The sequence below is a fragment of the Streptococcus sp. 21.1 genome (genome assembly GCF_016648635.1).
Taxonomy (GTDB): Bacteria; Bacillota; Bacilli; order Lactobacillales; family Streptococcaceae; genus Streptococcus.
The window spans coordinates 1-22,271 of the sequence record NZ_JACLQL010000011.1; the positions used below are offsets into that span (position 1 = coordinate 1).

General features: G+C 40.6%; 17 protein-coding genes, 1 tRNA gene and 1 pseudogene. 15 read left to right on the plus strand and 4 right to left on the minus strand.

Going from position 1 to position 22,271, the window contains the following annotated elements; translation table 11 throughout:
• The 3 genes and pseudogenes from H7U01_RS08100 (at position 1) to H7U01_RS08110 (ending at position 1,512) form a co-directional block, all read left to right on the plus strand.
• Positions 1-73 (plus strand) — tRNA-Asn (locus H7U01_RS08100).
• 110 nt (positions 74-183) lie between these two features.
• A pseudogene (tnpA, locus tag H7U01_RS08105) lies at positions 184-462 on the plus strand (IS200/IS605 family transposase); the annotation flags it as partial.
• A gap of 552 nt (positions 463-1,014) precedes the next feature.
• The gene (locus H7U01_RS08110) at positions 1,015-1,512 is read left to right on the plus strand and encodes a sigma factor (RefSeq protein ID WP_021143466.1); all 498 of its coding nucleotides are present in this window, start codon (positions 1,015-1,017) and stop codon (positions 1,510-1,512) included.
• 112 nt (positions 1,513-1,624) lie between these two features.
• Here H7U01_RS08110 and H7U01_RS08115 read toward each other — a convergent pair whose 3' ends face one another.
• Positions 1,625-2,467, minus strand: coding sequence for a mechanosensitive ion channel family protein (locus tag H7U01_RS08115; RefSeq protein WP_037598879.1), 843 nt, complete (start codon positions 2,465-2,467; stop codon positions 1,625-1,627).
• Positions 2,468-2,609: 142 nt separating this feature from the next.
• Here H7U01_RS08115 and tig point away from each other — a divergent pair, with 142 nt between their 5' ends.
• From tig to H7U01_RS08155, 8 genes are all read left to right on the plus strand, one after another.
• Entirely contained in the window at positions 2,610-3,893 is a 1,284-nt protein-coding gene (tig, locus tag H7U01_RS08120; protein WP_037598880.1) for a trigger factor, read from the plus strand.
• A gap of 157 nt (positions 3,894-4,050) precedes the next feature.
• Positions 4,051-4,626 carry a DNA-directed RNA polymerase subunit delta gene (gene rpoE / locus H7U01_RS08125; protein WP_002885605.1) on the plus strand — a complete coding sequence of 192 codons (576 nt, stop codon included), beginning with the start codon at positions 4,051-4,053 and terminating at the stop codon, positions 4,624-4,626.
• 252 nt (positions 4,627-4,878) lie between these two features.
• Positions 4,879-6,483, plus strand: coding sequence for a CTP synthase (locus H7U01_RS08130; protein WP_002889723.1), 1,605 nt, complete (start codon positions 4,879-4,881; stop codon positions 6,481-6,483).
• A gap of 94 nt (positions 6,484-6,577) precedes the next feature.
• Positions 6,578-7,048, plus strand: coding sequence for a DUF3013 family protein (locus H7U01_RS08135; RefSeq protein ID WP_037598883.1), 471 nt, complete (start codon positions 6,578-6,580; stop codon positions 7,046-7,048).
• A 15-nt stretch (positions 7,049-7,063) separates the two neighbouring features.
• Positions 7,064-7,510 carry an NUDIX hydrolase gene (locus tag H7U01_RS08140; protein WP_037604207.1) on the plus strand — a complete coding sequence of 149 codons (447 nt, stop codon included), beginning with the start codon at positions 7,064-7,066 and terminating at the stop codon, positions 7,508-7,510.
• Positions 7,511-8,464, plus strand: coding sequence for a 50S ribosomal protein L11 methyltransferase (gene prmA, locus H7U01_RS08145; protein WP_037598885.1), 954 nt, complete (start codon positions 7,511-7,513; stop codon positions 8,462-8,464).
• Positions 8,465-9,208, plus strand: coding sequence for a 16S rRNA (uracil(1498)-N(3))-methyltransferase (locus tag H7U01_RS08150; protein ID WP_037598886.1), 744 nt, complete (start codon positions 8,465-8,467; stop codon positions 9,206-9,208).
• Between the two features lie 165 nt (positions 9,209-9,373).
• Positions 9,374-11,914, plus strand: a complete 2,541-nt coding sequence (locus tag H7U01_RS08155) for a bifunctional 2',3'-cyclic-nucleotide 2'-phosphodiesterase/3'-nucleotidase (protein WP_201041425.1) — start codon at positions 9,374-9,376, stop codon at positions 11,912-11,914.
• A gap of 41 nt (positions 11,915-11,955) precedes the next feature.
• On the opposite strand, the gene nrdI is transcribed toward H7U01_RS08155, so the two are convergent.
• Positions 11,956-12,414 (minus strand): class Ib ribonucleoside-diphosphate reductase assembly flavoprotein NrdI, encoded by a 459-nt coding sequence (nrdI, locus tag H7U01_RS08160; protein ID WP_073949410.1) that lies wholly within the window; start codon positions 12,412-12,414, stop codon positions 11,956-11,958.
• 167 nt (positions 12,415-12,581) lie between these two features.
• On the opposite strand from nrdI, the gene H7U01_RS08165 reads away from it, so the two are divergent.
• The 4 genes from H7U01_RS08165 to ilvA all read left to right on the plus strand — a co-directional run bounded on the left by H7U01_RS08165 (position 12,582) and on the right by ilvA (position 20,760).
• Positions 12,582-14,801, plus strand: a complete 2,220-nt coding sequence (locus H7U01_RS08165; RefSeq protein ID WP_045769199.1) for a RelA/SpoT family protein — start codon at positions 12,582-12,584, stop codon at positions 14,799-14,801.
• A gap of 12 nt (positions 14,802-14,813) precedes the next feature.
• Positions 14,814-15,257 (plus strand): D-aminoacyl-tRNA deacylase, encoded by a 444-nt coding sequence (gene dtd, locus H7U01_RS08170; RefSeq protein WP_073949396.1) that lies wholly within the window; start codon positions 14,814-14,816, stop codon positions 15,255-15,257.
• Between the two features lie 380 nt (positions 15,258-15,637).
• Positions 15,638-19,399 (plus strand): glycoside hydrolase family 66 protein, encoded by a 3,762-nt coding sequence (locus H7U01_RS08175; protein ID WP_201041426.1) that lies wholly within the window; start codon positions 15,638-15,640, stop codon positions 19,397-19,399.
• Positions 19,400-19,509: 110 nt separating this feature from the next.
• Positions 19,510-20,760 carry a threonine ammonia-lyase IlvA gene (gene ilvA, locus H7U01_RS08180; RefSeq protein ID WP_201041427.1) on the plus strand — a complete coding sequence of 417 codons (1,251 nt, stop codon included), beginning with the start codon at positions 19,510-19,512 and terminating at the stop codon, positions 20,758-20,760.
• A 125-nt stretch (positions 20,761-20,885) separates the two neighbouring features.
• On the opposite strand, the gene def is transcribed toward ilvA, so the two are convergent.
• Together def and H7U01_RS08190 are read right to left on the minus strand one after the other, a co-directional pair.
• A complete protein-coding gene (gene def / locus H7U01_RS08185; RefSeq protein ID WP_002889744.1) occupies positions 20,886-21,500 on the minus strand; it encodes a peptide deformylase in 615 nt (204 codons plus the stop codon).
• A 93-nt stretch (positions 21,501-21,593) separates the two neighbouring features.
• Entirely contained in the window at positions 21,594-22,232 is a 639-nt protein-coding gene (locus H7U01_RS08190; protein WP_002883647.1) for a Crp/Fnr family transcriptional regulator, read from the minus strand.
• Positions 22,233-22,271: the final 39 nt, after the last annotated feature.

The following is a 22,271-nucleotide window of genomic DNA, read 5'->3' on the forward strand; positions in this document are numbered from 1 at the left end:
CCGCCATAGCTCAGTTGGTAGTAGCGCATGACTGTTAATCATGATGTCGTAGGTTCGAGTCCTACTGGCGGAGTATAATTCTTATTGCTAGACCTAGGTCTAGTTTTTTTGTTTTACGAAAACCACTAGCTGTGCTAGTGGTTCCGAAAAGCTTTTAGCGATGTATCAAAAAAGTCCCCCTAATTGGTGAGTATACCACCGAAACTAAGTATTTCCTCATTTATGGGATATTTAAAGGGTAAAAGTAGCTTAATGATATTTGATCGACACGCTAATTTAAAGTATAAATCTGGAAATCGCAAATTTTGGTTTCGAGGGTTTTATGTTGATACGGTTGGGCGAAATCAGAAGTGACTTGAAGAATATATTCGTAATCAATTACAAGAAGACGTGATAGCAGATCGGCTCAGTCTTTTTGAGGAATATGATCTGTTTACAGGTGAGAAGAATAAAAGAAAGTAGTCTTAAAGAGACCCACTAGTCGGGTCAGCTAGCAAAGGTAGTGCTGAAGGGAAACCATTCGGTAGGCCTTTAGGCCTCGGCCGGTAGCAGAGGCTTTTAGCCGAAGAGCAAGCCACCGGTTCTCAAGGGTGGTTTTGACTAATCTGTTTATCAATTATAGTGAGTGGCGAAAAGCTAATATCTAGAGTGGATATAGTGGTATAGGGTAATCTAGTTTTGTTTAAATCTGGATATGAGTGACAGTTTCAAAAACAAGGGAAACCTTAATATTTTACTCTTTATTTCCGATTAATTCTGTGGTATTCTTAATAAGTCTTATAAGTTCTTCCTAATGATGGTTTGGTCGCTTTTCATTATAGTTCTTATGGGACTTTTTGTGTATACTCAAAAAGCTCTATAATCTCTACAGTGGTTTTTACCCACTACAGAAATTATAGAGTCTATCATTTTTATAGTGACATATATGTCTCTATTTTATTTCTTATGTATCTCTTATAATAGATTTCGTAATTATTTTAATTACAAATATTTTATCTATTTATAGGAGGTTTAATGGAACAAGAAGTTTTTGTTCACGCATATGAAGTTGTAAGGCCGATTGTACTTAAGGCTAGTAGACAATATTTCATCCAACTTTGGGACCAAGCTGATATGGAGCAAGAAGCTATGATGACGCTTTATCAGCTTTTAGAAAAGTTTCCTGAATTAAAGTCTGATGATGATAAGTTACGGCGATATTTTAAAACGAAATTTAGGAATAGACTTAATGATGAGGTTAGAAGGCAGGAGTCTGTAAAACGACAAGCTAATCGACAATGTTATATCGAAATTTCAGATATTGCTTTTTGTCTCCCGAATAAAGAGTTAGATGCGGTAGATAGGCTTGTTTATGATGAGCAGCTTAATGCTTTCCGTAATCAGTTGTCTTCGGAAGATGCTACTAAGTTAGACCGTCTGCTAGCTGGAGAATGTTTTAGAGGTCGAAAAAAGATGATCAGGGAGTTAAAATTTTGGATGGTAGATTTTGATCCTTATAATGAAGATGATTAATTTTGAATATAGATTCTAGTCTAGTATTATTGAGTAAAAGTCATAAAAAACACTTCGAAAGTAGATTTCTGTTATCTATCTTTTGAAGTGTTTTTAATGTAGTGTAAAGAATTTATTTTACTGCTATAGGGTTCCCAATGAATCTTGGAAGTTCAATATTTTCTTTGGTTAGGGCTTCTTGGTAAAGTTTTAAGAAATCAGCATAGATATGAATTTGTTGTCCATTTTTCGTAAAAATATCAATACGAAATACTAGTTGTCCAGAAGGAGTTGTGCTTAATCCAATGATATTTGGAGCTCCACAGATTTGAGGATAGTTTTCAATGTTTTCTCGATTTACTTCTTGTATGATGCTTGTCACTTTATTGATATCGGTTGACGGATAGACTGGGATATCAATTTGAGCTCTCATGTCCCCTCGAGATTTGTTGGATACAATTGTGATATTTCTGTTAGGTATAAAATGGAGGGTTCCATCAAATCCTCGAATTTGAGTAGTTCGAATACCTACGGTTGAAACAAGGCCTGTAACGGCTCCTACTTCAACTGCGTCACCGACTTCAAATTGGTTTTCTAACAATATGAAAAAACCATTAACGACATCAGATAGGAAGCCCTGAGCTCCTAGACCAAGAGCAACTCCAGCAAGTCCTGCCCCAGCAAGGAGGCTAGATACTGGGACCCCAAGGATACTAAGAAGACAGTAAATAAGGAAGAAGTATAGCACGTAGTTCATGCAATTGTGTAGTAATCGTTCAATGGTTTTTTGTCGAGCAGGTGTTTGAATTGTCCAAGCTAGAGAGCGTCCCACTGTATGTTTAAAAAGGAAGTTGATAATCTTCTTACTAAGAAGAAAGATGATGAGGAGAATAAGGAGTTTAATCCCTTTCGTAATGAGTACCATTAGGGTCTCTTCAAAATTAAATTGTTGGATGTATCTTTGTAAAATATTCATAGTTCTAGTTTATCAAAATTTTGATAAAGTAGCAGTTTCTAACGATTTTCTTGTGATTAAATTGGATAAAAAAACTTTTAAAAGGCTTTGAAATATGGTAAACTAAACTGTATCTATAAAAAATTTTAAGGAGAATGACTACATGTCTGTATCATTTGAAAACACAGCCACTAACCGTGGTGTGGTGACATTCACTATCGGTCAAGATAAAATTCAACCAGCTTTGGATCAAGCATTTAACAAGGTTAAAAAGAATTTGAACGCTCCAGGCTTCCGTAAAGGACACATGCCTCGTGCCGTATTTAACCAAAAATTTGGTGAAGAAGCTCTTTACGACGATGCTTTGAATGCAATTCTTCCAGCAGCTTATGAAGCAGCGATTGCTGAACTTGGTCTTGATGTTGTTGCACAACCAAAAATTGATGTAAAATCAATTGAAAAAGGTCAAGATTGGACACTTACTGCAGAAGTTGTTACAAAACCTGAAGTAAAACTTGGTGCATATAAAGATCTTGAAGTTTCAGTTGAAGCTTCTAAAGAAGTTACTGATGAAGAAGTTGATGCTAAGCTTGAAAGCGAACGCAAAAACTTGTCTGAATTGGTTGTTAAAGAAGGTGCAGCTGAAAATGGCGACACTGTTGTTATCGACTTTGTTGGTTCAGTAGACGGTGTTGAATTTGATGGTGGTAAAGGTGAAAACCACTCTCTTGAACTTGGTTCAGGTCAATTTATCCCAGGTTTCGAAGACCAATTGGTTGGAGCAAAAGCTGGTGATGAAGTAGAAGTTAAAGTAACTTTCCCAGAAGACTATCAAGCTGCTGACCTTGCAGGTAAAGCTGCTGTATTTGTTACTAAAGTTAACGAAGTTAAAGCTAAAGAAGTTCCAGCTCTTGATGATGAGTTGGCTAAAGATCTTGACGATGAAGTTGAAACTCTTGATGAGTTGAAAGCTAAATACCGTAAAGAACTTGAAGCAGCTAAAGAAATCGCATTTGATGACGCTGTTGAAGGTGCTGCACTTGATTTGGCTGTTGAAAACGCTGAAATCGTTGAATTGCCAGCAGAAATGGTTGAAGACGAAGTTCACCGTGCTATGAACGAATTCATGGGCAACATGCAACGTCAAGGTATCTCTCCTGAAATGTACTTCCAAATCACTGGTACAACTCAAGAAGATCTTCACAAACAATATGAAGCTGACGCTGACAAACGTGTGAAAACTAACCTTGTTATCGAAGCTGTTGCTGCTGCTGAAGGATTCGATGCTACAGAAGAAGAAATCCAAAAAGAAATTAATGATCTTGCAGCTGAGTACAACATGGAAGTATCACAAGTTTCTGCACTTCTTTCACCTGAAATGCTTAAACACGATATCACTATGAAGAAAGCTGTTGAAGTTATTACAAGCACAGCAAAAGTTAAATAATATGACTAAAATCAAGTTTCTGTTGAGACTTGATTTTTTCTTCTATAAATACTTTGACTATTGACTCTTTTTAGCGTAAAATAAAAGGTAGCGAAAAATTGATTGCTGAGCTATTTCTGATAGAAACTAGCTTGAGTAAGAATGAAGGAGAACCACTTTGGAACTAGACGTATTTGCTGGACAAGAAAAAAGTGAATTATCAATGATTGAAGTGGCCCGTGCTATCTTAGAAACACGTGGTCGTGATAATGAAATGTATTTCAATGATTTGGTCAATGAAATTCAAAATTACTTAGAAAAATCGGATGCTGATATCCGCAATGCTTTGCCATTCTTTTATTCAGATTTGAATACGGATGGAAGTTTCATTCCACTAGGTGATAACAAATGGGGCTTGCGTTCATGGTATGCAATTGATGAAATCGATGAAGAGGTCATCACATTGGAAGATACTGATGAAAATGCACCAAAACGTAAGAACAAGAAAGTTAATGCCTTCATGGATGGTGATGAAGATGCCATCGATTATAATGACGATGATCCAGAAGACGAGAACTTTACACCTGATTCTGATAGTCTTGAATATGACGACGATAGCGAAGATGATGAGAAAGCCGAAGTGGAATCTTATGACTCTGAGTTGAATGAAATTATTCCAGATGATGATTTGGATGATGTTGAGTTGTCAGAAGAAGATGATGACGATGACTATGAGGATGAGTCAAACGACTAAGTTTTCATTGACAAATGGTCTTGGATAGTTTAGACTATTTATCGGGCACCTCTTTTGAAGAGGTCATGATTAAGGCTCCCAGAGTAAAACTCTTGGGGGTCATTTTTGTTTTTAGTCATTTACTGGACTTGTCTAAGGTGAGGTACTTTGTACGGCACCCATCAGGTACTAGGAAAGGACTATCGTGATTATCTGAGTGGGTAACCAATCTGCTATCTGTAGTTGTTTTGAATTATATTATAAGGAGTTAACATGACAAAATATATTTTCGTCACTGGTGGTGTGGTATCTTCAATTGGTAAAGGGATTGTAGCTGCAAGTCTTGGGCGTTTGCTTAAGAACCGTGGTCTTAAGGTTACGATTCAAAAATTTGATCCTTACATCAATATTGACCCAGGAACAATGAGTCCTTACCAACACGGTGAAGTTTATGTCACTGATGATGGTACTGAAACTGACCTTGACCTTGGTCACTACGAACGTTTTATTGATATCAATCTTAATAAATACTCTAACGTGACTACTGGTAAGATTTATAGCGAAGTTTTGCGTAAGGAACGTAAAGGAGAGTATCTTGGTGCGACTGTTCAGGTGATTCCGCATATCACAGATGCTTTGAAAGACAAGATTAAGCGCGCAGCGACAACAACTGATTCAGATGTCATTATCACTGAAGTTGGTGGTACGGTTGGTGATATTGAAAGTCTTCCATTCCTTGAAGCTCTTCGTCAAATGAAGGCTGATGTGGGCTCTGACAACGTTATGTATATCCACACAACGCTTCTTCCTTATTTGAAGGCTGCTGGTGAAATGAAGACAAAGCCAACGCAACACTCTGTTAAGGAATTGCGTGGTTTGGGTATCCAACCAAATATGTTGGTTATTCGTACAGAACAACCTGCTGGTCAAGGAATCAAGAATAAATTAGCTCAGTTCTGTGATGTTGCACCTGAGGCTGTTATCGAATCACTCGACGTGGAACATATCTATCAAGTGCCACTTAATATGCAGGCTCAAGGTATGGATCAAATCGTTTGTGATCATTTGAAACTGGATGCTCCAGCTGCAGATATGACAGAGTGGTCTGCTATGGTTGATAAGGTGCTTAACCTTAAGAAAACAACTAAAATTGCTCTTGTTGGTAAGTATGTGGAGCTTCACGATGCTTACTTGTCAGTAGTTGAGGCACTAAAACACTCAGGTTTGGCAAATGATACTGCCATTGATATTGACTGGGTCAATGCTAATGATTTGACTGCTGAAAATGTTGCTTCTCGTTTGGCTGATGCTGATGGTATTATTGTTCCTGGTGGTTTCGGTCAACGTGGTACTGAAGGTAAGATTCAAGCTATTCGTTATGCACGTGAGAATGATGTGCCAATGTTGGGTGTCTGTCTCGGTATGCAATTGACATGTATTGAGTTTGCTCGCCACATTCTTCACTTGGATGGCGCTAATTCAGCTGAGCTTGATCCAAACACAAAATATCCAATTATCGATATTATGCGTGATCAAATTGACATTGAAGACATGGGTGGTACTCTTCGTCTTGGTCTTTACCCATGTAAGTTGAAACCAGGTTCTAAGGCAGCTGCAGCTTATGGCAACCAAGAAGTTGTTCAACGTCGTCACCGTCACCGTTATGAATTTAATACTAAGTTCCGTGAACAGTTTGAGGCTGAGGGCTTTGTATTCTCAGGTGTGTCACCAGATAATCGTTTGATGGAAGTTGTAGAACTCCCAGACAAGAAATTCTTTGTGGCAGCGCAATACCACCCAGAATATCATAGCCGTCCAAACCATGCGGAAGAACTTTACAGTGCCTTTGTGACAGCAGCAGTTGAAAATGCTAAATAATTATCTAAGACAGAGTGGGATAGCCTACTCTGTTTTTTATTAGTTCCTTTTATGCTAAAATAAAGGGAATAATAAGAAAGAACGAGGAAAACAAATGGCTAAATTTGGCTTTTTGTCAGTATTAGAAGAAGAACTGGATAAGCACTTGGACTATGATTTTGCTATGGACTGGGATAAAAAGAATCATGCTGTGGAAGTAACGTTTATCCTGGAAGCGCAAAACAGTAGCAATGTCGAGACTATTGATGATAAGGGTGAAGTGTCTGATGAAGATGTCATTTTTGAGGATTACGTGCTCTTTTACAATCCAGCAAAATCACGTTTTGATGAAGAGGACTACCTAGTGACAATTCCATATGAACCTAAGAAAGGTCTATCTCGTGAGTTTTTGTCCTATTTTGCGGAGACCTTGAATGAGGTGGCAACAGAAGGATTGAGTGACTTGATGGATTTTCTATCTGATGATGGACCTGAGGAATTCGGTTTGGTTTGGGACAAAGAAGCTTTCGAAAAAGGGAAAGCTCAACTTGAAGAGAAGGAATTTTTTGCTTATCCAAGGTATTAAAGGGAGCGAAAAGGGATGGATGCTTATTTAAAAGATCAGTTCGATTTTACAGGTGTTAAGGCTGCCTTACTCGTAGAGCAAAGTATTTTGGTCATTCTCAGAGATAATAAACCAGATATTCCTTGGCCAAATACATGGGAGTTGCCAGGTGGTGGAAGAGAAGGTCAAGAAACGCCTCTTGAATGTCTTCAACGTGAGGTCTGGGAGGAGCTGGGCTTGACTTTGAAAGAGGAATCGATTATTTGGTCGAAAATCTATCCTAGTATGTTGGATAAAGATAGGTCAGCTGTCTTTGTGGTTGGCCAAATTAGCCAAGAGCAGTATCGTGAGATTCGTTTTGGTGACGAGGGACAGGAATTTAAACTAATGCCTGTAGAGGATTTTATAAAAGCAGAAGGTGTCATTGCCCAGTTGCAGGAACGCTTTAAAGACTATTTAGTAGGAAAGGAAACAGAGAAATAAATGGACAAATGGCAAGAATTAACGATTGAAGTTAATCGTGAGGTCGAAGAAGCGGCTTCTAATATTTTAATTGAGTCTGGGAGCCAGGGTGTGGCTATTGATGATAGTGCAGATTATTTGGAAAATGCGGACCGTTTTGGGGAACTTTATCCTGAGGTTGAGCAGGTTGAAACGGTTAAAATTACGGCTTATTATCCAGAGTCAGCAGATATCGAGGCCATTACTAAGCAGGTCAATGAGCGTTTGGCTGAGTTGACAGATTTTGGTCTTGAAACTGGAGATATTCACTTAGCTACTCAAGAATTGGTTGAAGAAGATTGGGCTGAGAATTGGAAAAAATACTATGAACCAGCTCGCATTACCCATGACCTGACTATCGTACCGTCATGGACGGATTATGAGGCATCAGAGGGGGAAAAGATCATTAAGTTGGATCCTGGTATGGCCTTTGGGACAGGAACACATCCAACAACTAAGATGAGCCTCTTTGCCTTGGAGCAGGTGCTTCGTGGTGGTGAGACGGTGATTGATGTGGGGACTGGTTCAGGAGTCCTCTCGATTGCTAGCTCTCTGCTTGGTGCCAAGGAAATCTACGCTTATGACCTTGACGATGTAGCGGTTCGAGTGGCACAGGAAAACATTGATATGAATCCTGGTATGGAAAATATTCATGTTGCTGCGGGAGATCTTTTGAAGGGCGTGACGCAAGAAGCTGATGTTATCGTGGCTAATATTCTGGCGGATATTCTCATCCACCTGACAGAAGATGCCGACCGTTTGGTTAAGGATGAAGGTTATTTGATTATGTCAGGGATTATCTCTGAAAAATGGGATATGGTGCGTGAATCGGCTGAGAAAGCTGGTTTCTTCCTAGAAACTCACATGGTTCAGGGAGAGTGGAATGCCTGTGTCTTCAAGAAGACAGATGATATTTCAGGTGTGATTGGAGGCTAAATGCAACAGTATTTTATAAAGGGGCAGGTTGAAAATCCAGTAATTATCAAAGACAAGGATACTGTGAAGCATATGTTTAACGTTATGCGTTTAACAGAGGATGATCAGGTTGTCTTGGTTTTTGAAGATGGTATCAAGCGTCTTGCGCGTGTGACTGACCGTGAGAATCACGTCTTTGAAGTGATTGAAGATTTAACTGATAATGTCGAGATGCCTGTATCTGTAAGCATTGCCTCAGGTTTTCCCAAGGGAGATAAACTGGAGTTGGTGACACAAAAGGCAACAGAGCTTGGAGCTCAGGCTATTTGGGCCTTCCCTGCCGACTGGTCTGTGGTTAAGTGGGATGGTAAGAAGCTAGCCAAGAAGGAAGATAAGCTTGCCAAAATTGCTCTAGGAGCTGCAGAACAATCCAAGCGTAATCGTGTGCCAGAAGTCAGATTGTTCGAGAAAAAAGGGGAATTTCTATCAGAATTAGATAATTTTGATAAGATTTTTATCGCCTATGAGGAAACAGCCAAAGCAGGTGAGTTGGCTACTCTAGCTCGTGAGTTGGCTCAGGTAGAGAATGGTCAGAAAATTCTCTTTATCTTTGGACCAGAAGGTGGTATTTCTCCGTCTGAGATTGATGCATTTGAAGAAGCTGGTGGCGTTAAAATTGGCCTTGGACCGCGCATTATGCGGACGGAAACCGCTCCTCTCTACGCTTTGAGTAGTGTCAGTTATGCCTTGGAATTGAATAAGTAAGAGAAAGTTGGCCTTGTTCCAACTTTTTTTGTATTTGACACTTTTAAGCTAAGATTGCATCGAGCCATTAGTTTTGTATGACAAATCGAGCATTTCTAAAAAAGTTGATAATCTTATTTAGATTTAATATAATTGTACTATCTTTATAAAAGGGGAAGATTTTTAATGAAAACGAATCGTTATGTGACTCAATCTGCCGTGGTTTTGGGCCTTTTTGCTCTTTTGACTGTGCCACAAGTCCTAGGTCAAGCTGATGAGGCAACGGCACCAGTACCAACTACTTCTACAGAAACTGTGACAGATAGTGGAGCTGCTACCGTATCAGTACAAGGAACTGCGGGAACAGCTGTTCAAGGAGGAACAGAGACTGTATCTCCTACATCAACAACAGTAGCGACAAATGCATCTGCAGAGTCATCAGCTAATACCTCGACGGCCCAATCAAGTCAAGAAGCCAGTGCTGTTTTGACGAATGCCAATCAGGTGACACCAGCGGTGCCAGTACAGGCTGAAACTGTTACAGAGCCTGCTCATGAGGGGCAGACCGTTGATATGCAGATTTTGTCAACAACAGACCTTCATACCAACTTGGTTAACTATGATTATTATCAAGATAAGCCGTCTCAAACAGTTGGTTTGTCTAAAACTGCTGTCCTTATCAAAAAAGCCCGTGAAACTAATCCCAATACGGTCTTAGTGGACAGTGGGGATACGATTCAGGGAACTCCTTTTGGGACTTATAAGGCTTTGATTGACCCTGTTGCCCAAGGTGAGACTCACCCTATGTACAAAGCCTTTGAGATGCTGGGCTACGATGCCGAAACACTTGGAAACCACGAGTTTAACTATGGTCTAGAATTTTTGGATCGTATGGTTAAGGCTGCTAAGATTAACATTATCAATGCCAATGTGCGTAATGCTCAGACAGGTGACTACTATTACAACCCTTATAAGATTGTTAACAAGACCTTTACTGATACAGATGGCAAACAGGTAACGCTAAAAATCGGTATTACAGGTGTCCTTCCAACACAGATTTTGGTTTGGGATAAGGCCAATCTTGAAGGTAAGGTAACTGTTGACGATCCAATGGAGGCTGTTAAGGCTATCGTTCCTAAGATGAAGGCTGCAGGAGCTGACTTTATCCTTGTTGCTGCTCACTCTGGTATTGGTGACAATGAATACACTAAGAATGAGGAAAATGAAGGTTACCAAATTGCTGGTATCGAAGGTGTTGATGCTGTTGCGACAGGGCATTCTCATGCGGATTTCCCAAATGGGGATGGTACAAGTTTTTATGCGAAATACCCTGGTGTAGATGATGTCAATGGTCTCATCAATGGGAAACCTGTGGTTATGGCTGGTAAATTCGGAGATCATCTAGGCATCATGGATGTCAAATTGACTTACACGGATGGTAAATGGAAAGTTGTTAACAGTAAGGCCAAGCTTGAAAAGATTGATACTAAGTCAGATGTTGCGGACAAGGATTTAATTAATATGGCTGCTCATGACCATAATGGAACAATCAACTATGTTCGTAAGGAAGTTGGTGAGACTACTGCACCAATCACTAGCTACTTTGCTCAGGTTCAGGACGATCCATCTATTCAAATCGTTAATAATGCACAACTATGGTATGCTAAAAAACAAGTAGCTGGAACAGCAGATGCGAATCTTCCACTCCTCTCAGCTGCAGCACCTTTCAAGGCGGGGACTCGTGGGGATGCGACCTACTATACCGATATTCCAGCAGGACCATTAGCCATTAAGAATGTCGCGGACCTCTACCTCTACGACAATGTTACTGCCCTACTCAAGGTGACTGGTGCACAAATAAAAGAATGGTTGGAAATGTCTGCAGGACAGTTCAATCAAATTGATCCTAATAGCAAAGAGCCACAACAACTCATTAATAGTAGCTATCGCTCATACAATTACGATGTGATTGATGGGTTGACTTATAAGTTTGATTTGACACAACCTAACAAATACGATCGTGAAGGTAAGTTGGCTAACCCAGATGCTAGTCGTGTTCGTGACTTGACTTATCAAGGTAAACCCATTGATTTGAATCAGACTTTCCTTGTCGTGACTAACAACTATCGTGCGACTGGTAACTTCCCTGGTGTTAAGGATGCTGCAGAAAAACGTCTCCTCAATCTTGAGAATCGTCAGGCAATCATTGATTATATCGTTAGTGAGAAAACGATTAACCCAACTGCTGATGGAAATTGGAGTTTCGTTCCTAATATTACGAATGCAGATATCCGTTTTGCCTCATCTGACAATGCACGTGCCCACCTTGCTGGTCAGGATGCCATTAGTTATGTAGGACCATCAACACAAGCAGGATTTGCAGAGTACCGCTTTGTTGTTAAGGAAAAGGCAAATCAAGTTGAGGATACGACTAAGAAAGAATCTGAGAAGTCACCAAAAGGTGTTGAGATGGCAGACCAAACTAAGCATGTGAAACCAAATGCTACTGCAGTTGCTAGCATGGCTAAACCTGCTTCAGCTATCCAATTGTCAAACGCTCAAGTCGTTATCTTACCTCAAGCTCAAGTGCAAGAAACTCAACCTTCAAGCTCAGCCAAGAGCTTGCCAAACACTGGTTCAGACGAATCTATGTCAGCAACTTTAACTGGTATGGTTCTTATGACCTTGGCTGGATTCTTTGGAATCAAAAAATACGAAAAAAATTAAGCGAAGGAAAAAGCCCCTATTAGGGCTTTTTTGCTGTAGTTTTAGAGTTGGTTAAAGTTCTTTTGTGCTTCTAGAATAATAGGTGCCAGACGCTCGATATCAGACTGTGTACCGCGTAGCTCGAAGTCTCCCAACATTGGGAAGCCAAAACGTTGACTGTACTGTTTGGCGGTTAGGCAGTACTGGTTATTGAAGTTACGGTTACCAGAACCGATGATACCAAAGCAACGTTTGTGATTGTCATGGGCTGCGATAAAGTCTCCCAGTGGATTGGTTAGGATTTCAACATCTCCATTGTCAACGCCATTTCCTCCTTCAAGGTAGGTTGGCAAGAGTGCGACAAAGGGTTCATCTACTTGGAAGGTTTCATGATTAAGCTCTTTAATATTGATTTGGCGACATTCAATCCCGTGGTTGAGGGATAGATAGTCAGACATACGTTTGACAAAGCTTTGGGTATTACCGCTTAGACTAATATAAACGAGGGTAAGTTGAGACATAAGCATCCTCTTTCTATCTATATCTTGTGTTTGTTCAATCATTCTAACACAAGATATTGTGCTTTTCAAGTTAGCTCCTTGCGCTTAAGAATTGCCTATCTAGCTCTTTTTCTTTACTTGTAAAAGTGATAAAATAAAGGTTATTAAAAGAAGCGAAGGAAGAAATCATGGCTAAAGATAAAAATGTAACAGGAGAAGAAATTTTAGACATTTGCTCGGCCTACATGTCAGCAGATGATTTGAAATTAGTTGAAAAAGCCTGGCATTATGCGACAGATGCTCATAGTGGGCAATTTCGTCAGTCAGGAGAACCTTATATTATTCACCCTATTCAAGTGGCAGGTATCTTGGCAGATCTCCATCTTGATGCAGTGACAGTAGCCTGTGGTTTCTTACACGATGTCGTTGAAGACACCGAAAAAACGCTTGATGATTTGGAAGCGGATTTTGGCACAGATGTACGAAATATCGTGGACGGTGTTACTAAACTTGGTAAGGTTGAGTACAAGTCCCATGAGGAGCAGTTGGCTGAAAATCACCGTAAGATGCTTATGGCCATGTCTAAGGATATCCGTGTCATCTTGGTTAAATTGGCCGACCGTTTGCACAATATGCGTACCCTTAAGCATCTTCGTAAGGATAAGCAAGAGCGCATTTCTCGCGAAACTATGGAAATCTATGCTCCTTTGGCCCACCGTTTAGGTATTAGCCGTATCAAATGGGAACTGGAAGATATGGCCTTCCGTTACCTTAATGAGGTGGAATTCTACAAGATTTCTCACATGATGAAGGAAAAACGTCGTGAGCGTGAGGAACTTGTGGACGAGATTGTCGATAAAATTAAGACCTATACAGCTGAACAAGGACTTGTTGGTGATGTGTATGGTCGTCCAAAGCATATCTACTCTATTTACCGTAAGATGCGCGACAAGAAAAAGCGCTTTGATCAAATTTATGATTTGATTGCCATCCGTTGTGTCATGGAGACGCATAGTGATGTTTACGCCATGTTGGGATACATCCATGAACTCTGGCGTCCGATGCCTGGCCGTTTTAAAGACTATATTGCCAATCCTAAATCCAATGGTTACCAGTCTATCCATACAACGGTTTATGGGCCAAAAGGACCTATTGAAATCCAAATCCGTACCAAGGAAATGCACCAAGTTGCCGAATACGGGGTTGCAGCTCACTGGGCTTACAAGAAAGGTATCAAGGGCAAGGTAGATTCGAAAGAGTCTGCTTTAGGAATGAACTGGATTAAAGATCTTGTTGAACTTCAAGACGCCTCAAATGGTGATGCTATGGGGTTTGTTGACTCTGTTAAAGAGGATATCTTCTCAGAGCGTATTTATGTTTTTACGCCAAATGGTGCTGTTCAGGAATTGCCTAAAGATTCAGGACCTATTGACTTTGCCTATGCCATCCATACTCAAGTCGGTGAGAAGGCCACAGGTGCTAAGGTTAATGGTCGTATGGTGCCCTTGACTGCCAAACTTAAGACAGGGGATGTGGTTGAGATTGTCACCAATGCCAATTCCTTTGGCCCTAGCCGTGACTGGATTAAGATGGTTAAGACCACCAAGGCCAGAAATAAAATTCGTCAATTCTTTAAAAATCAGGACAAGGAAGCCTCTATCACCAAGGGTCGTGAGCTTTTGATTGCCTACTTCCAAGAGCATGGCTATGTTGCCAATAAGTACCTAGACAAGAAACATATTGAGGAAATTCTCCCTCGTATGAGTGTGCGTAGTGAAGAAGCTCTCTATGCCGCTGTTGGTTTTGGTGAAATTAGTGCTGCTGCTGTTTTCAACCGTTTGACAGAAAAAGAACGCCGTGAGGAAGAGCGTGCGAAGGCAAAAGCTGAAGCTGAAGAGCTAATGAACGGTGGCGAAGTTAAGACTGAGAAGAAAGAAGTTCTCAAGGTTAAGAGTGAAAATGGTGTCATCATTCAAGGTGCCTCAGGTCTTCTCATGCGTATCGCTAAGTGTTGTAACCCAGTTCCTGGAGACGAGATTGAAGGATACATCACCAAGGGTCGTGGAATCGCCATTCACCGTTCAGATTGTAATAATATCAAGAGTCAAGAAGGTTATGAGCAACGTTTAATCGAAGTGGAGTGGGATGAACGTAATGCCAATAAATCTTATTTGGCAGAGATTGACATCTATGGCCTTAACCGTTCTGGTCTGTTGAATGATGTTCTTCAAATCTTGTCAAATACGACCAAGAGCATTGCTACGGTCAATGCACAACCGACTAAGGACATGAAGTTTGCCAATATTCACGTTAGCTTTGAAATTGCAAACCTTATTGAATTGACTGGTCTTGTGGATAAGATTAAAATTATCCCTGACGTTTACAGTGTTAAACGTACGAATGGGTAAGGAGTTACTGCGATGAAGATTGTAATTCAGCGCGTGCAAAGTGCTTCTGTGGTTATTGAGGATTCTACGGTTGGTGCTATTAAACAGGGGCTCTTACTCTTGGTCGGAGTTGGTCCAGAGGATACCAAAGAGGACCTAGAGTATGCAGTTCGTAAGATTGTCAATATGCGTATTTTTTCAGATGAAGAGGGCAAGATGAATTTTTCTGTTAAGGATATTGATGGCCAGATTTTGTCGATTTCTCAGTTTACGCTTTTTGCAGATACGAAAAAAGGGAATAGACCAGCATTTACGGGAGCTGCAAAGCCTGACATGGCTAGCCAGTTCTATGACGATTTCAATCAATCCTTGTCAACACATGTTCCTGTAGAAAGAGGACGCTTTGGTGCAGATATGCAGGTTAGTCTGGTTAATGACGGCCCTGTGACCATTATTTTAGATACTAAAAATCGATAAACAAACCATTTCTCGCCTTGTATGAGAGGTGGTTTTTTACTCTCATCGTATGGGCAATTTAGGTGATCGATTTTCATTATTTGGGATTTATTTTTGTTATTTTAAGTAGGCTTAACCAAGTGAATATTTAATGAAATTAGAAAATGTTTTTCTCAAATTTCTGAAAAAATCTGACCATTCATGATGAAAAAATTACCGTTTACGAGGATTGCCGGAAATTCCCTTGTCTTACAAAAAAGATTAAGTTAACATTAGTTTCATAAGAAACACCAAGCGATTTTTATGAAACTAAAAAATAACTCGAGTTTACAGCATGCAAATACAAATAGTGATAATTTGAAACGCCGAGGTGATTTAAACTTTTTTAGAGGGATAGAGAGATGTCAAAGAAAGTAGCGTCAACTAAATTATTATCAGGTTTGTTTGTAGCTGGCGGTGTCCTAGGGATGAATCAGGTCGCCAAGGCAGATAGCATGGTCAGTTCAGAAGCAACAAAACCAGTCATTACAACTGAAGCAGATAACTTGGTGGTGGTACCAACGGAGGCAGTTGCTCCAGTTGCGACAACAGAAGTAGGTCCATCAACTGCCGCTGTTGCGACAGATACTGCAACAACAGCAACAGCTTCTACAATATTTTCACAAGCTGTGTCAGCAGAGAGTGCTAGCTCAGAAATGCTTGTAGTCAGTGAAGCACTAGCTCCTGAGTCAGCTGCTGTGGAAACCATCACATCATCATCTGATAATGCTACTGAAGTAGGACGCCATTCAACTGCTCAAGTGACACCAGTTACAGAAGTGACAGAGCAAAACTTAAATGGTGATGCTTACTTGACAGATCCAGAAACAACAAAAGCTGCTTATAGCAAGACAGATGGTGATATTAACTATTCTGTTGTTGTGTCTAATCCAACAGCAGAAACTAAGACGATGACTGTCAACTTGACACTTCAACATGCTTCAGAGATCATCGGTCAAGATAACGTTGACCTTACGCTAGCGGCAGGAACATCAGCTAAGGTTTCAAACTTGACAGTAGCGTCAGAGTGGTTGACAAACAATACAGGTTACTTGGTGACAATCAGTGTCAACGATAAATCAGGTAGTACTTTGTCAAGCAAGCGTGCTGGCCTGTCTGTTGAAGATGATTGGACAGTCTTCCCGCGTTACGGTATCGTAGCAGGTTCGCCAACGGATCAAAACAGTATTCTTGTTAAAAATCTTGAAGCCTACCGTAAAGAGCTTGAGCTCATGAAGTCTATGAATATCAACTCATATTTCTTCTATGATGCTTATAGTGAAGCTACAGATCCTTACCCAGAGGGTGTTGATAGCTTTGTTCAAAAATGGAATACCTGGAGTCATACTCAGGTTGACACTAAGGCTGTTAAAGAATTGGTGGACCAAGTTCATAAGTCAGGTGCTGTTGCCATGCTTTATAACATGATTTCAGCAGATTCAAATCCAAAGAATCCAGCCCTTCCACTTGTTGCTTTGGCTTATAACTTCTACGATAGCTTTGGTAAGAAGGGTGAGCCGATGACTTACACTATCGGTGATAACCCAACTCAAGTTTACTATGATCCAGCTAATCTAGATTGGCAAAAATACATTGCGGGTGTCATGAAATCAGCTATGGATCGTATGGGCTTCGATGGTTGGCAAGGTGATACAATTGGTGACAACCGTGTGACTGATTATGAGCACCGTAACAGCTCAGACGAGGCTGACTCATACATGATGTCTGATTCATATGCGTCATTTATTAATGCTATGAAAGACCTCATTGGTGAAAAGTACTACATCACAATCAATGATGTCAATGGTGGTAATGATGATAAATTAGCCAAGGCACGTCAAGATGTTGTTTATAATGAGCTCTGGACAAACGGTGGTTCAGTTATTCCAGGACGTATGCAGGTTGCCTATGGTGATTTGAAAGCACGTATCGATATGGTACGCAATAAAACTGGTAAATCACTTATCGTTGGTGCCTACATGGAAGAACCAGGTATTGATTATACTGTTCCTGGTGGAAAAGCAACTAACGGTGCTGGTAAAGATGCTCTTGCAGGTAAGTCATTGCAAGCTGACGCGACTCTTCTCGTAGATGCGACAGTAGCTGCAGCCGGTGGCTATCACATGTCCATTGCAGCCCTTGCCAATGCTAATGCAGCCCTAAACGTCCTTCAAAGTGCTTATTACCCAACTCAATACCTCAGTGTGGCTAAGGACACTATTCGTAAGCTTTACAATTACCAACAGTTTATCACTGCTTATGAAAATCTTCTTCGTGGTGAGGGGGTGACTAACAGCACTCAAGCTGTATCTACCAAGAATGCTTCTGGTGAAATCCTTTCTAAGGATGCTCTAGGTGTGACAGGAGATCAAGTTTGGACATTTGCTAAATCAGGAAAAGGTTTCTCAACTGTTCAAATGATTAACATGATGGGCATCAATGCGGGCTGGCATAATGAAGAGGGTTATGCGGATAATAAAACACCGGACGCTCAAGAAAATCTCACAGTTCGTCTTAGTCTAGCAGGTAAAACAGCCCAAGAAGCAGCTAAAATTGCTGATCAAGTCTATGTGACGTCGCCAGATGATTGGGCAACTTCAAGCATGAAGAAGGCACAAGCAAGCCTTGAAACAGATGAAAATGGTCAACCAGTACTTGTCATTTCAGTTCCTAAACTAACGCTTTGGAACATGCTCTATATCAAGGAAGACACAACAGCAACACCGGTAGAACCAGTTATCTTGAAACCAGTTACTAACCAAGCTGGTAAGAAAGCAGACAATACCGTAACATCTGAAGCAAGCTCAGAAACAGCTAAATCCGAAAATACAACAGTAAACAAAGGTACAGAGGCTCCAACTGATACGAAACCATCTGTTGAAGCTCCTAAACTAGATGAAATAACTAAACCAGCACCAACAGTTGACGAGATAGTAAACTCAGCAGCTGTTCCAGTGGCAATAGCTGTATCAGAGACCGCACATGATAAGAAAGATGACAACTCAGTATCTAATACGGATCAAGGTGCAGTAGCGTCAGATTCAATCACTACACCAGCTTCAGAGGCCACAAGCACAGCTGACTCAACAGCCTCATCAGAAGTATCAGAAAGTGCAACAGTATCATCGGAAGCATCAGAAACTGAAAATAGTTCAGTAGCATCAATTTCAGAGTCAGCAATTTCAACGACGACAGCAATTTCAGAATCACATGCAGTAGTTGAACCAGTGGCTTCTTTGACAGAATCAGAGAGTCAGGCAAGCACTAGCCTTGTTTCAGAAACTACAAGCACAATTGTCTCAGTTGCTCCGTCAGAAGTATCAGAAAGCACAACAGTATCATCGAAGGTCTCAGAAACTGATATTATCTCAGAAGCATCAACTTCAGAGACTTCAGCATCTGAATCAGAGAATTCAATCAGCACAGTCGTTTCAGAATCAGAAGTAGTTGAAGAACCAGCTGTTTCATTGACAGAATCAGAAAGTCAAGTGAGCACTTCAGAAGTGACTTCGGCGATTTCAGAAACAGTAAGCACATCAGAGGAAGTCATCCTTGATGGACTATCAGAAAACATCAATAGTTGGAATAGACTCTCTGTAGCTCCTCGCGTCTCAGAAACCTTACCAAGTACTTCTGAAACGATTACAGAAGCAGCATCACTCTTTAGCAACTATGCAAGATATTCAGAAACAGCAAGCTCAGAATCTCACTCTATGGTAGCAGCTTCTTCAGAAGTTTCTATTGAAAAATTAGCAGTATCTATCTTGAAAGATACTGAGGGTGGCTTGTACGATGCAACAACAATCAGAAATATTGTTGAGATGATTGATAGCATTACAACAAATGTCAGCTATACTCGCAGTAGCCGTCAAGACCTTGTCAATACAGCTTCGTCAGATAATACTTACAATGGTAGTCAAGATCTTAACCTTGCAAGTAAGACAACGACGCAAGCAGGTGAAAAAGGAACAACTGAAGATCTTAAGGCTACAATTGCTAAAACAGCAAAATCTCACAAGTGGGGAGAACATGCTGTAGCTATCCTTACAGCTATTGTCCTTGCAGGTGCGGCAACCCTTGCAGCTCTTCGTAACTTCTTGATGTCAAAAAAAGTTGATAAATAATAAGTAGAACTCTTTGTGTAAACAAGGAGTTTTCTTTATACTGGCTGCTATTTTTTCTGAAAATTGTGATACAATAGAAATAGTTTGAATATTGTGTCAAAGGAGAGCCAATGATTACTGCAAATGATATCGTAAAGGCTAATGAAGTCTTAAAAAACGTGGTGGAACGCACACCACTAGATTTTGATCGCTACTTATCTGAAAAATACGGGGCGACCATTTATATAAAAAAAGAAAATATGCAAAAGGTACGCTCTTTCAAATTGCGAGGAGCCTACTATGCTATTCATCAATTGAGTGATGAGGATAAGGCGCGTGGTGTGGTTTGTGCATCAGCCGGCAACCATGCTCAAGGGGTTGCCTACACTTGTAACGAGATGAAGATTCCGGCAACCATCTTTATGCCAGTAACGACGCCTCTCCAAAAAATTGGTCAAGTCCGTTTCTTTGGTGGCAAGTTTGTAACAATCAAATTGGTGGGAGATACCTTTGATGCTTCTGCTCAAGCAGCACAGGAATATACCAAGTCTGAAGGCATGACTTTCATTGATCCATTCGACGATTATAATGTCCAAGCGGGTCAAGGAACAGTTGCTTATGAAATTTATGAGCAGGCTCAAGAGGAGGGTGTTTCCTTCGATAGTATCTTGGTTCCAGTAGGTGGCGGAGGCCTTATCTCTGGTGTGGCTACTTATATCAAGGATGTGGCACCATCTATGGAAGTTATTGGTGTTGAGGCTAGTGGTGCTCGTAGTATGCGTGCTGCCTTTGACCGTGGTTATCCTATAAAACTCGAAGAAATTGATAAGTTTGCGGATGGGATTGCTGTTCAAAAGGTAGGTGTCAAGACCTATGAAGTTGCACGTAAATATGTTGACCGTCTCTTGGGAGTTGATGAAGGCTTGATTTCAGAAACCCTAATTGATATGTACTCTAAGGTTGGTACCATTGCAGAACCCGCAGGTGCAGCATCAGTAGCAGCTTTGGAAGTGATTAAAGATGAGATTAAAGGAAAAACCATCGTCTGCATCATTTCAGGTGGTAACAATGATATCAACCGTATGCCAGAGATGGAAGAACGTGCGCTTATCTACGATGGCATCAAGCATTACTTTGTGGTTAACTTCCCACAACGTCCTGGTGCCCTTCGTGAATTTGTAAATGATATCTTGGGACCAAATGATGATATCACTCGTTTTGAGTACATCAAACGTGCTAATAAAGGAAAAGGTCCAGTTCTCATTGGTATCGCTCTTAGTGACAAGAACGATTATGATGGACTTCTCGATCGTCTTTCAGCCTTTGACCCAAGTTATATCAACCTTCACGGTAACGAAACACTTTACAATATGCTTGTCTGAGGACAGGTTTACATAATGAAAAAAGAACTGACAAAGTCGGTTCTTTTCTACTTTAACCCAGCTATACGGAGGCACTAAGGCCTTATCTTCAACTTAAAACCTCAGTATTACTACTGAGGCTTTCTTTATTCGATAATCAAGAGTCCATCTTTAATGGCGAATGGATTGTCTTTATTGATGCGGTCGTAGAACATGATACCGTTAGTATGGTCGATTTCATGTTGAACAACAATTGAGTTGTACCCACGGAGCTTAACACGTTGCTTTTCGCCCTCTTTGTTGTAGTATTCAACAGTTACTCGAGCATGACGAACCACATAACCAGGAACGTCGCGGTCGACTGAGAGGCATCCTTCTCCATCACCCAAAGCAGCATCCTGAACAGAATGGGCAACTACTTTAGGGTTGTACATGATTTCTTGAAGGCTATATGCTTCTTTTGGTGGATTACCTTCAGCGTCTTCAGGGTTTGGAACGAGAACCGCGATAATGCGTTTTGAAATATCCAATTGTGGGGCTGCAAGACCGACTCCCCCACGAAGCCCCATTTTTTCAGCAATAACAGGATCTTGTGAATTACGAAGAAACTGCATCATTTTTTCACCTAGGATAACGTCTTCGTCTGATAGTGGGAAGGTTACATCTTCAGCGACAGCACGCAAGGTTGGGTTTCCTTCGCGAATGATATCATTCATATCAATCATATGGCTGGCGCGGATAATTTTGGTTTGAGCGTCCATTTGTTTACCTCTATTTTCTTTGATTTACTTGTTTATAACTATAGCACAAAAGGGTTGAAAATTAAACCATCAAGGATTAAAGTGAGGCTTTTTCTAATCGATAAAAGCCAGTTTTTCCAAGGTTTGTCTCTCTAAAATACGATAGGTTTTAAAGGCCTCTTTTTCGATAATTCCCTGGTCGATAAATTGTTTGATGACTCGCTGTACATGACGATAGCTAGTTCCAAAACGGGAAGCTAAAATAGATGGCGATAATTGAAAGATATTCTCTTCTTCACTATTCAAAATATGGGTGGCCAGACGCTCTTTGACAGAGTAGCTCGCATTCGTTGAAGCAGTGATACCTTGCTTATGCAGTGCCATAGCCAGGTTACGTCCAATTTGGTAGAGAAAAACAGGGTCTTTGAGGAGTTCTTCTTTATTATTTAATGGGAGCTGAACTGCTTGAACCTCTTCTAAAGCAATGACTGATGATCCTGCTGGTTGGTTGGTCATGAGTTCTACATCTCCCAATATCTGAGGCTGATTGAGCGTTTCTAGGATATGTTCTTTACCATTGAAGAGAGAACGAACAATTTTTACCTTTCCTGATAAAATGTAGGTCAGCTCAGTGATAGCTTGCCCTTGGGTACAAATATAATCGTTCTTTTGAAAGGTGACTTTCTGTAATTGGTTGAGGTAGGGGGGTGGAAAGACCTGGTCAAGTTGAGGTCTTATGGTATGATTACGCATACATCTCCTTTTTTAGGACCTAGGTCCTATTTTTTAAAG

What these genes read in the sequence shown, in the direction of transcription:
- H7U01_RS08110 (WP_021143466.1), top strand. Translation starts at nt 1,015, where the DNA reads ATGGAACAAGAAGTTTTTGTTCACGCATATGAAGTTGTAAGGCCGATT.
- H7U01_RS08115 (WP_037598879.1), bottom strand. Translation starts at nt 2,467, where the DNA reads ATGAATATTTTACAAAGATACATCCAACAATTTAATTTTGAAGAGACC.
- tig (WP_037598880.1), top strand. Translation starts at nt 2,610, where the DNA reads ATGTCTGTATCATTTGAAAACACAGCCACTAACCGTGGTGTGGTGACA.
- H7U01_RS08130 (WP_002889723.1), top strand. Translation starts at nt 4,879, where the DNA reads ATGACAAAATATATTTTCGTCACTGGTGGTGTGGTATCTTCAATTGGT.
- H7U01_RS08135 (WP_037598883.1), top strand. Translation starts at nt 6,578, where the DNA reads ATGGCTAAATTTGGCTTTTTGTCAGTATTAGAAGAAGAACTGGATAAG.
- H7U01_RS08140 (WP_037604207.1), top strand. Translation starts at nt 7,064, where the DNA reads ATGGATGCTTATTTAAAAGATCAGTTCGATTTTACAGGTGTTAAGGCT.
- prmA (WP_037598885.1), top strand. Translation starts at nt 7,511, where the DNA reads ATGGACAAATGGCAAGAATTAACGATTGAAGTTAATCGTGAGGTCGAA.
- H7U01_RS08150 (WP_037598886.1), top strand. Translation starts at nt 8,465, where the DNA reads ATGCAACAGTATTTTATAAAGGGGCAGGTTGAAAATCCAGTAATTATC.
- H7U01_RS08155 (WP_201041425.1), top strand. Translation starts at nt 9,374, where the DNA reads ATGAAAACGAATCGTTATGTGACTCAATCTGCCGTGGTTTTGGGCCTT.
- nrdI (WP_073949410.1), bottom strand. Translation starts at nt 12,414, where the DNA reads ATGTCTCAACTTACCCTCGTTTATATTAGTCTAAGCGGTAATACCCAA.
- H7U01_RS08165 (WP_045769199.1), top strand. Translation starts at nt 12,582, where the DNA reads ATGGCTAAAGATAAAAATGTAACAGGAGAAGAAATTTTAGACATTTGC.
- dtd (WP_073949396.1), top strand. Translation starts at nt 14,814, where the DNA reads ATGAAGATTGTAATTCAGCGCGTGCAAAGTGCTTCTGTGGTTATTGAG.
- H7U01_RS08175 (WP_201041426.1), top strand. Translation starts at nt 15,638, where the DNA reads ATGTCAAAGAAAGTAGCGTCAACTAAATTATTATCAGGTTTGTTTGTA.
- ilvA (WP_201041427.1), top strand. Translation starts at nt 19,510, where the DNA reads ATGATTACTGCAAATGATATCGTAAAGGCTAATGAAGTCTTAAAAAAC.
- def (WP_002889744.1), bottom strand. Translation starts at nt 21,500, where the DNA reads ATGGACGCTCAAACCAAAATTATCCGCGCCAGCCATATGATTGATATG.
- H7U01_RS08190 (WP_002883647.1), bottom strand. Translation starts at nt 22,232, where the DNA reads ATGCGTAATCATACCATAAGACCTCAACTTGACCAGGTCTTTCCACCC.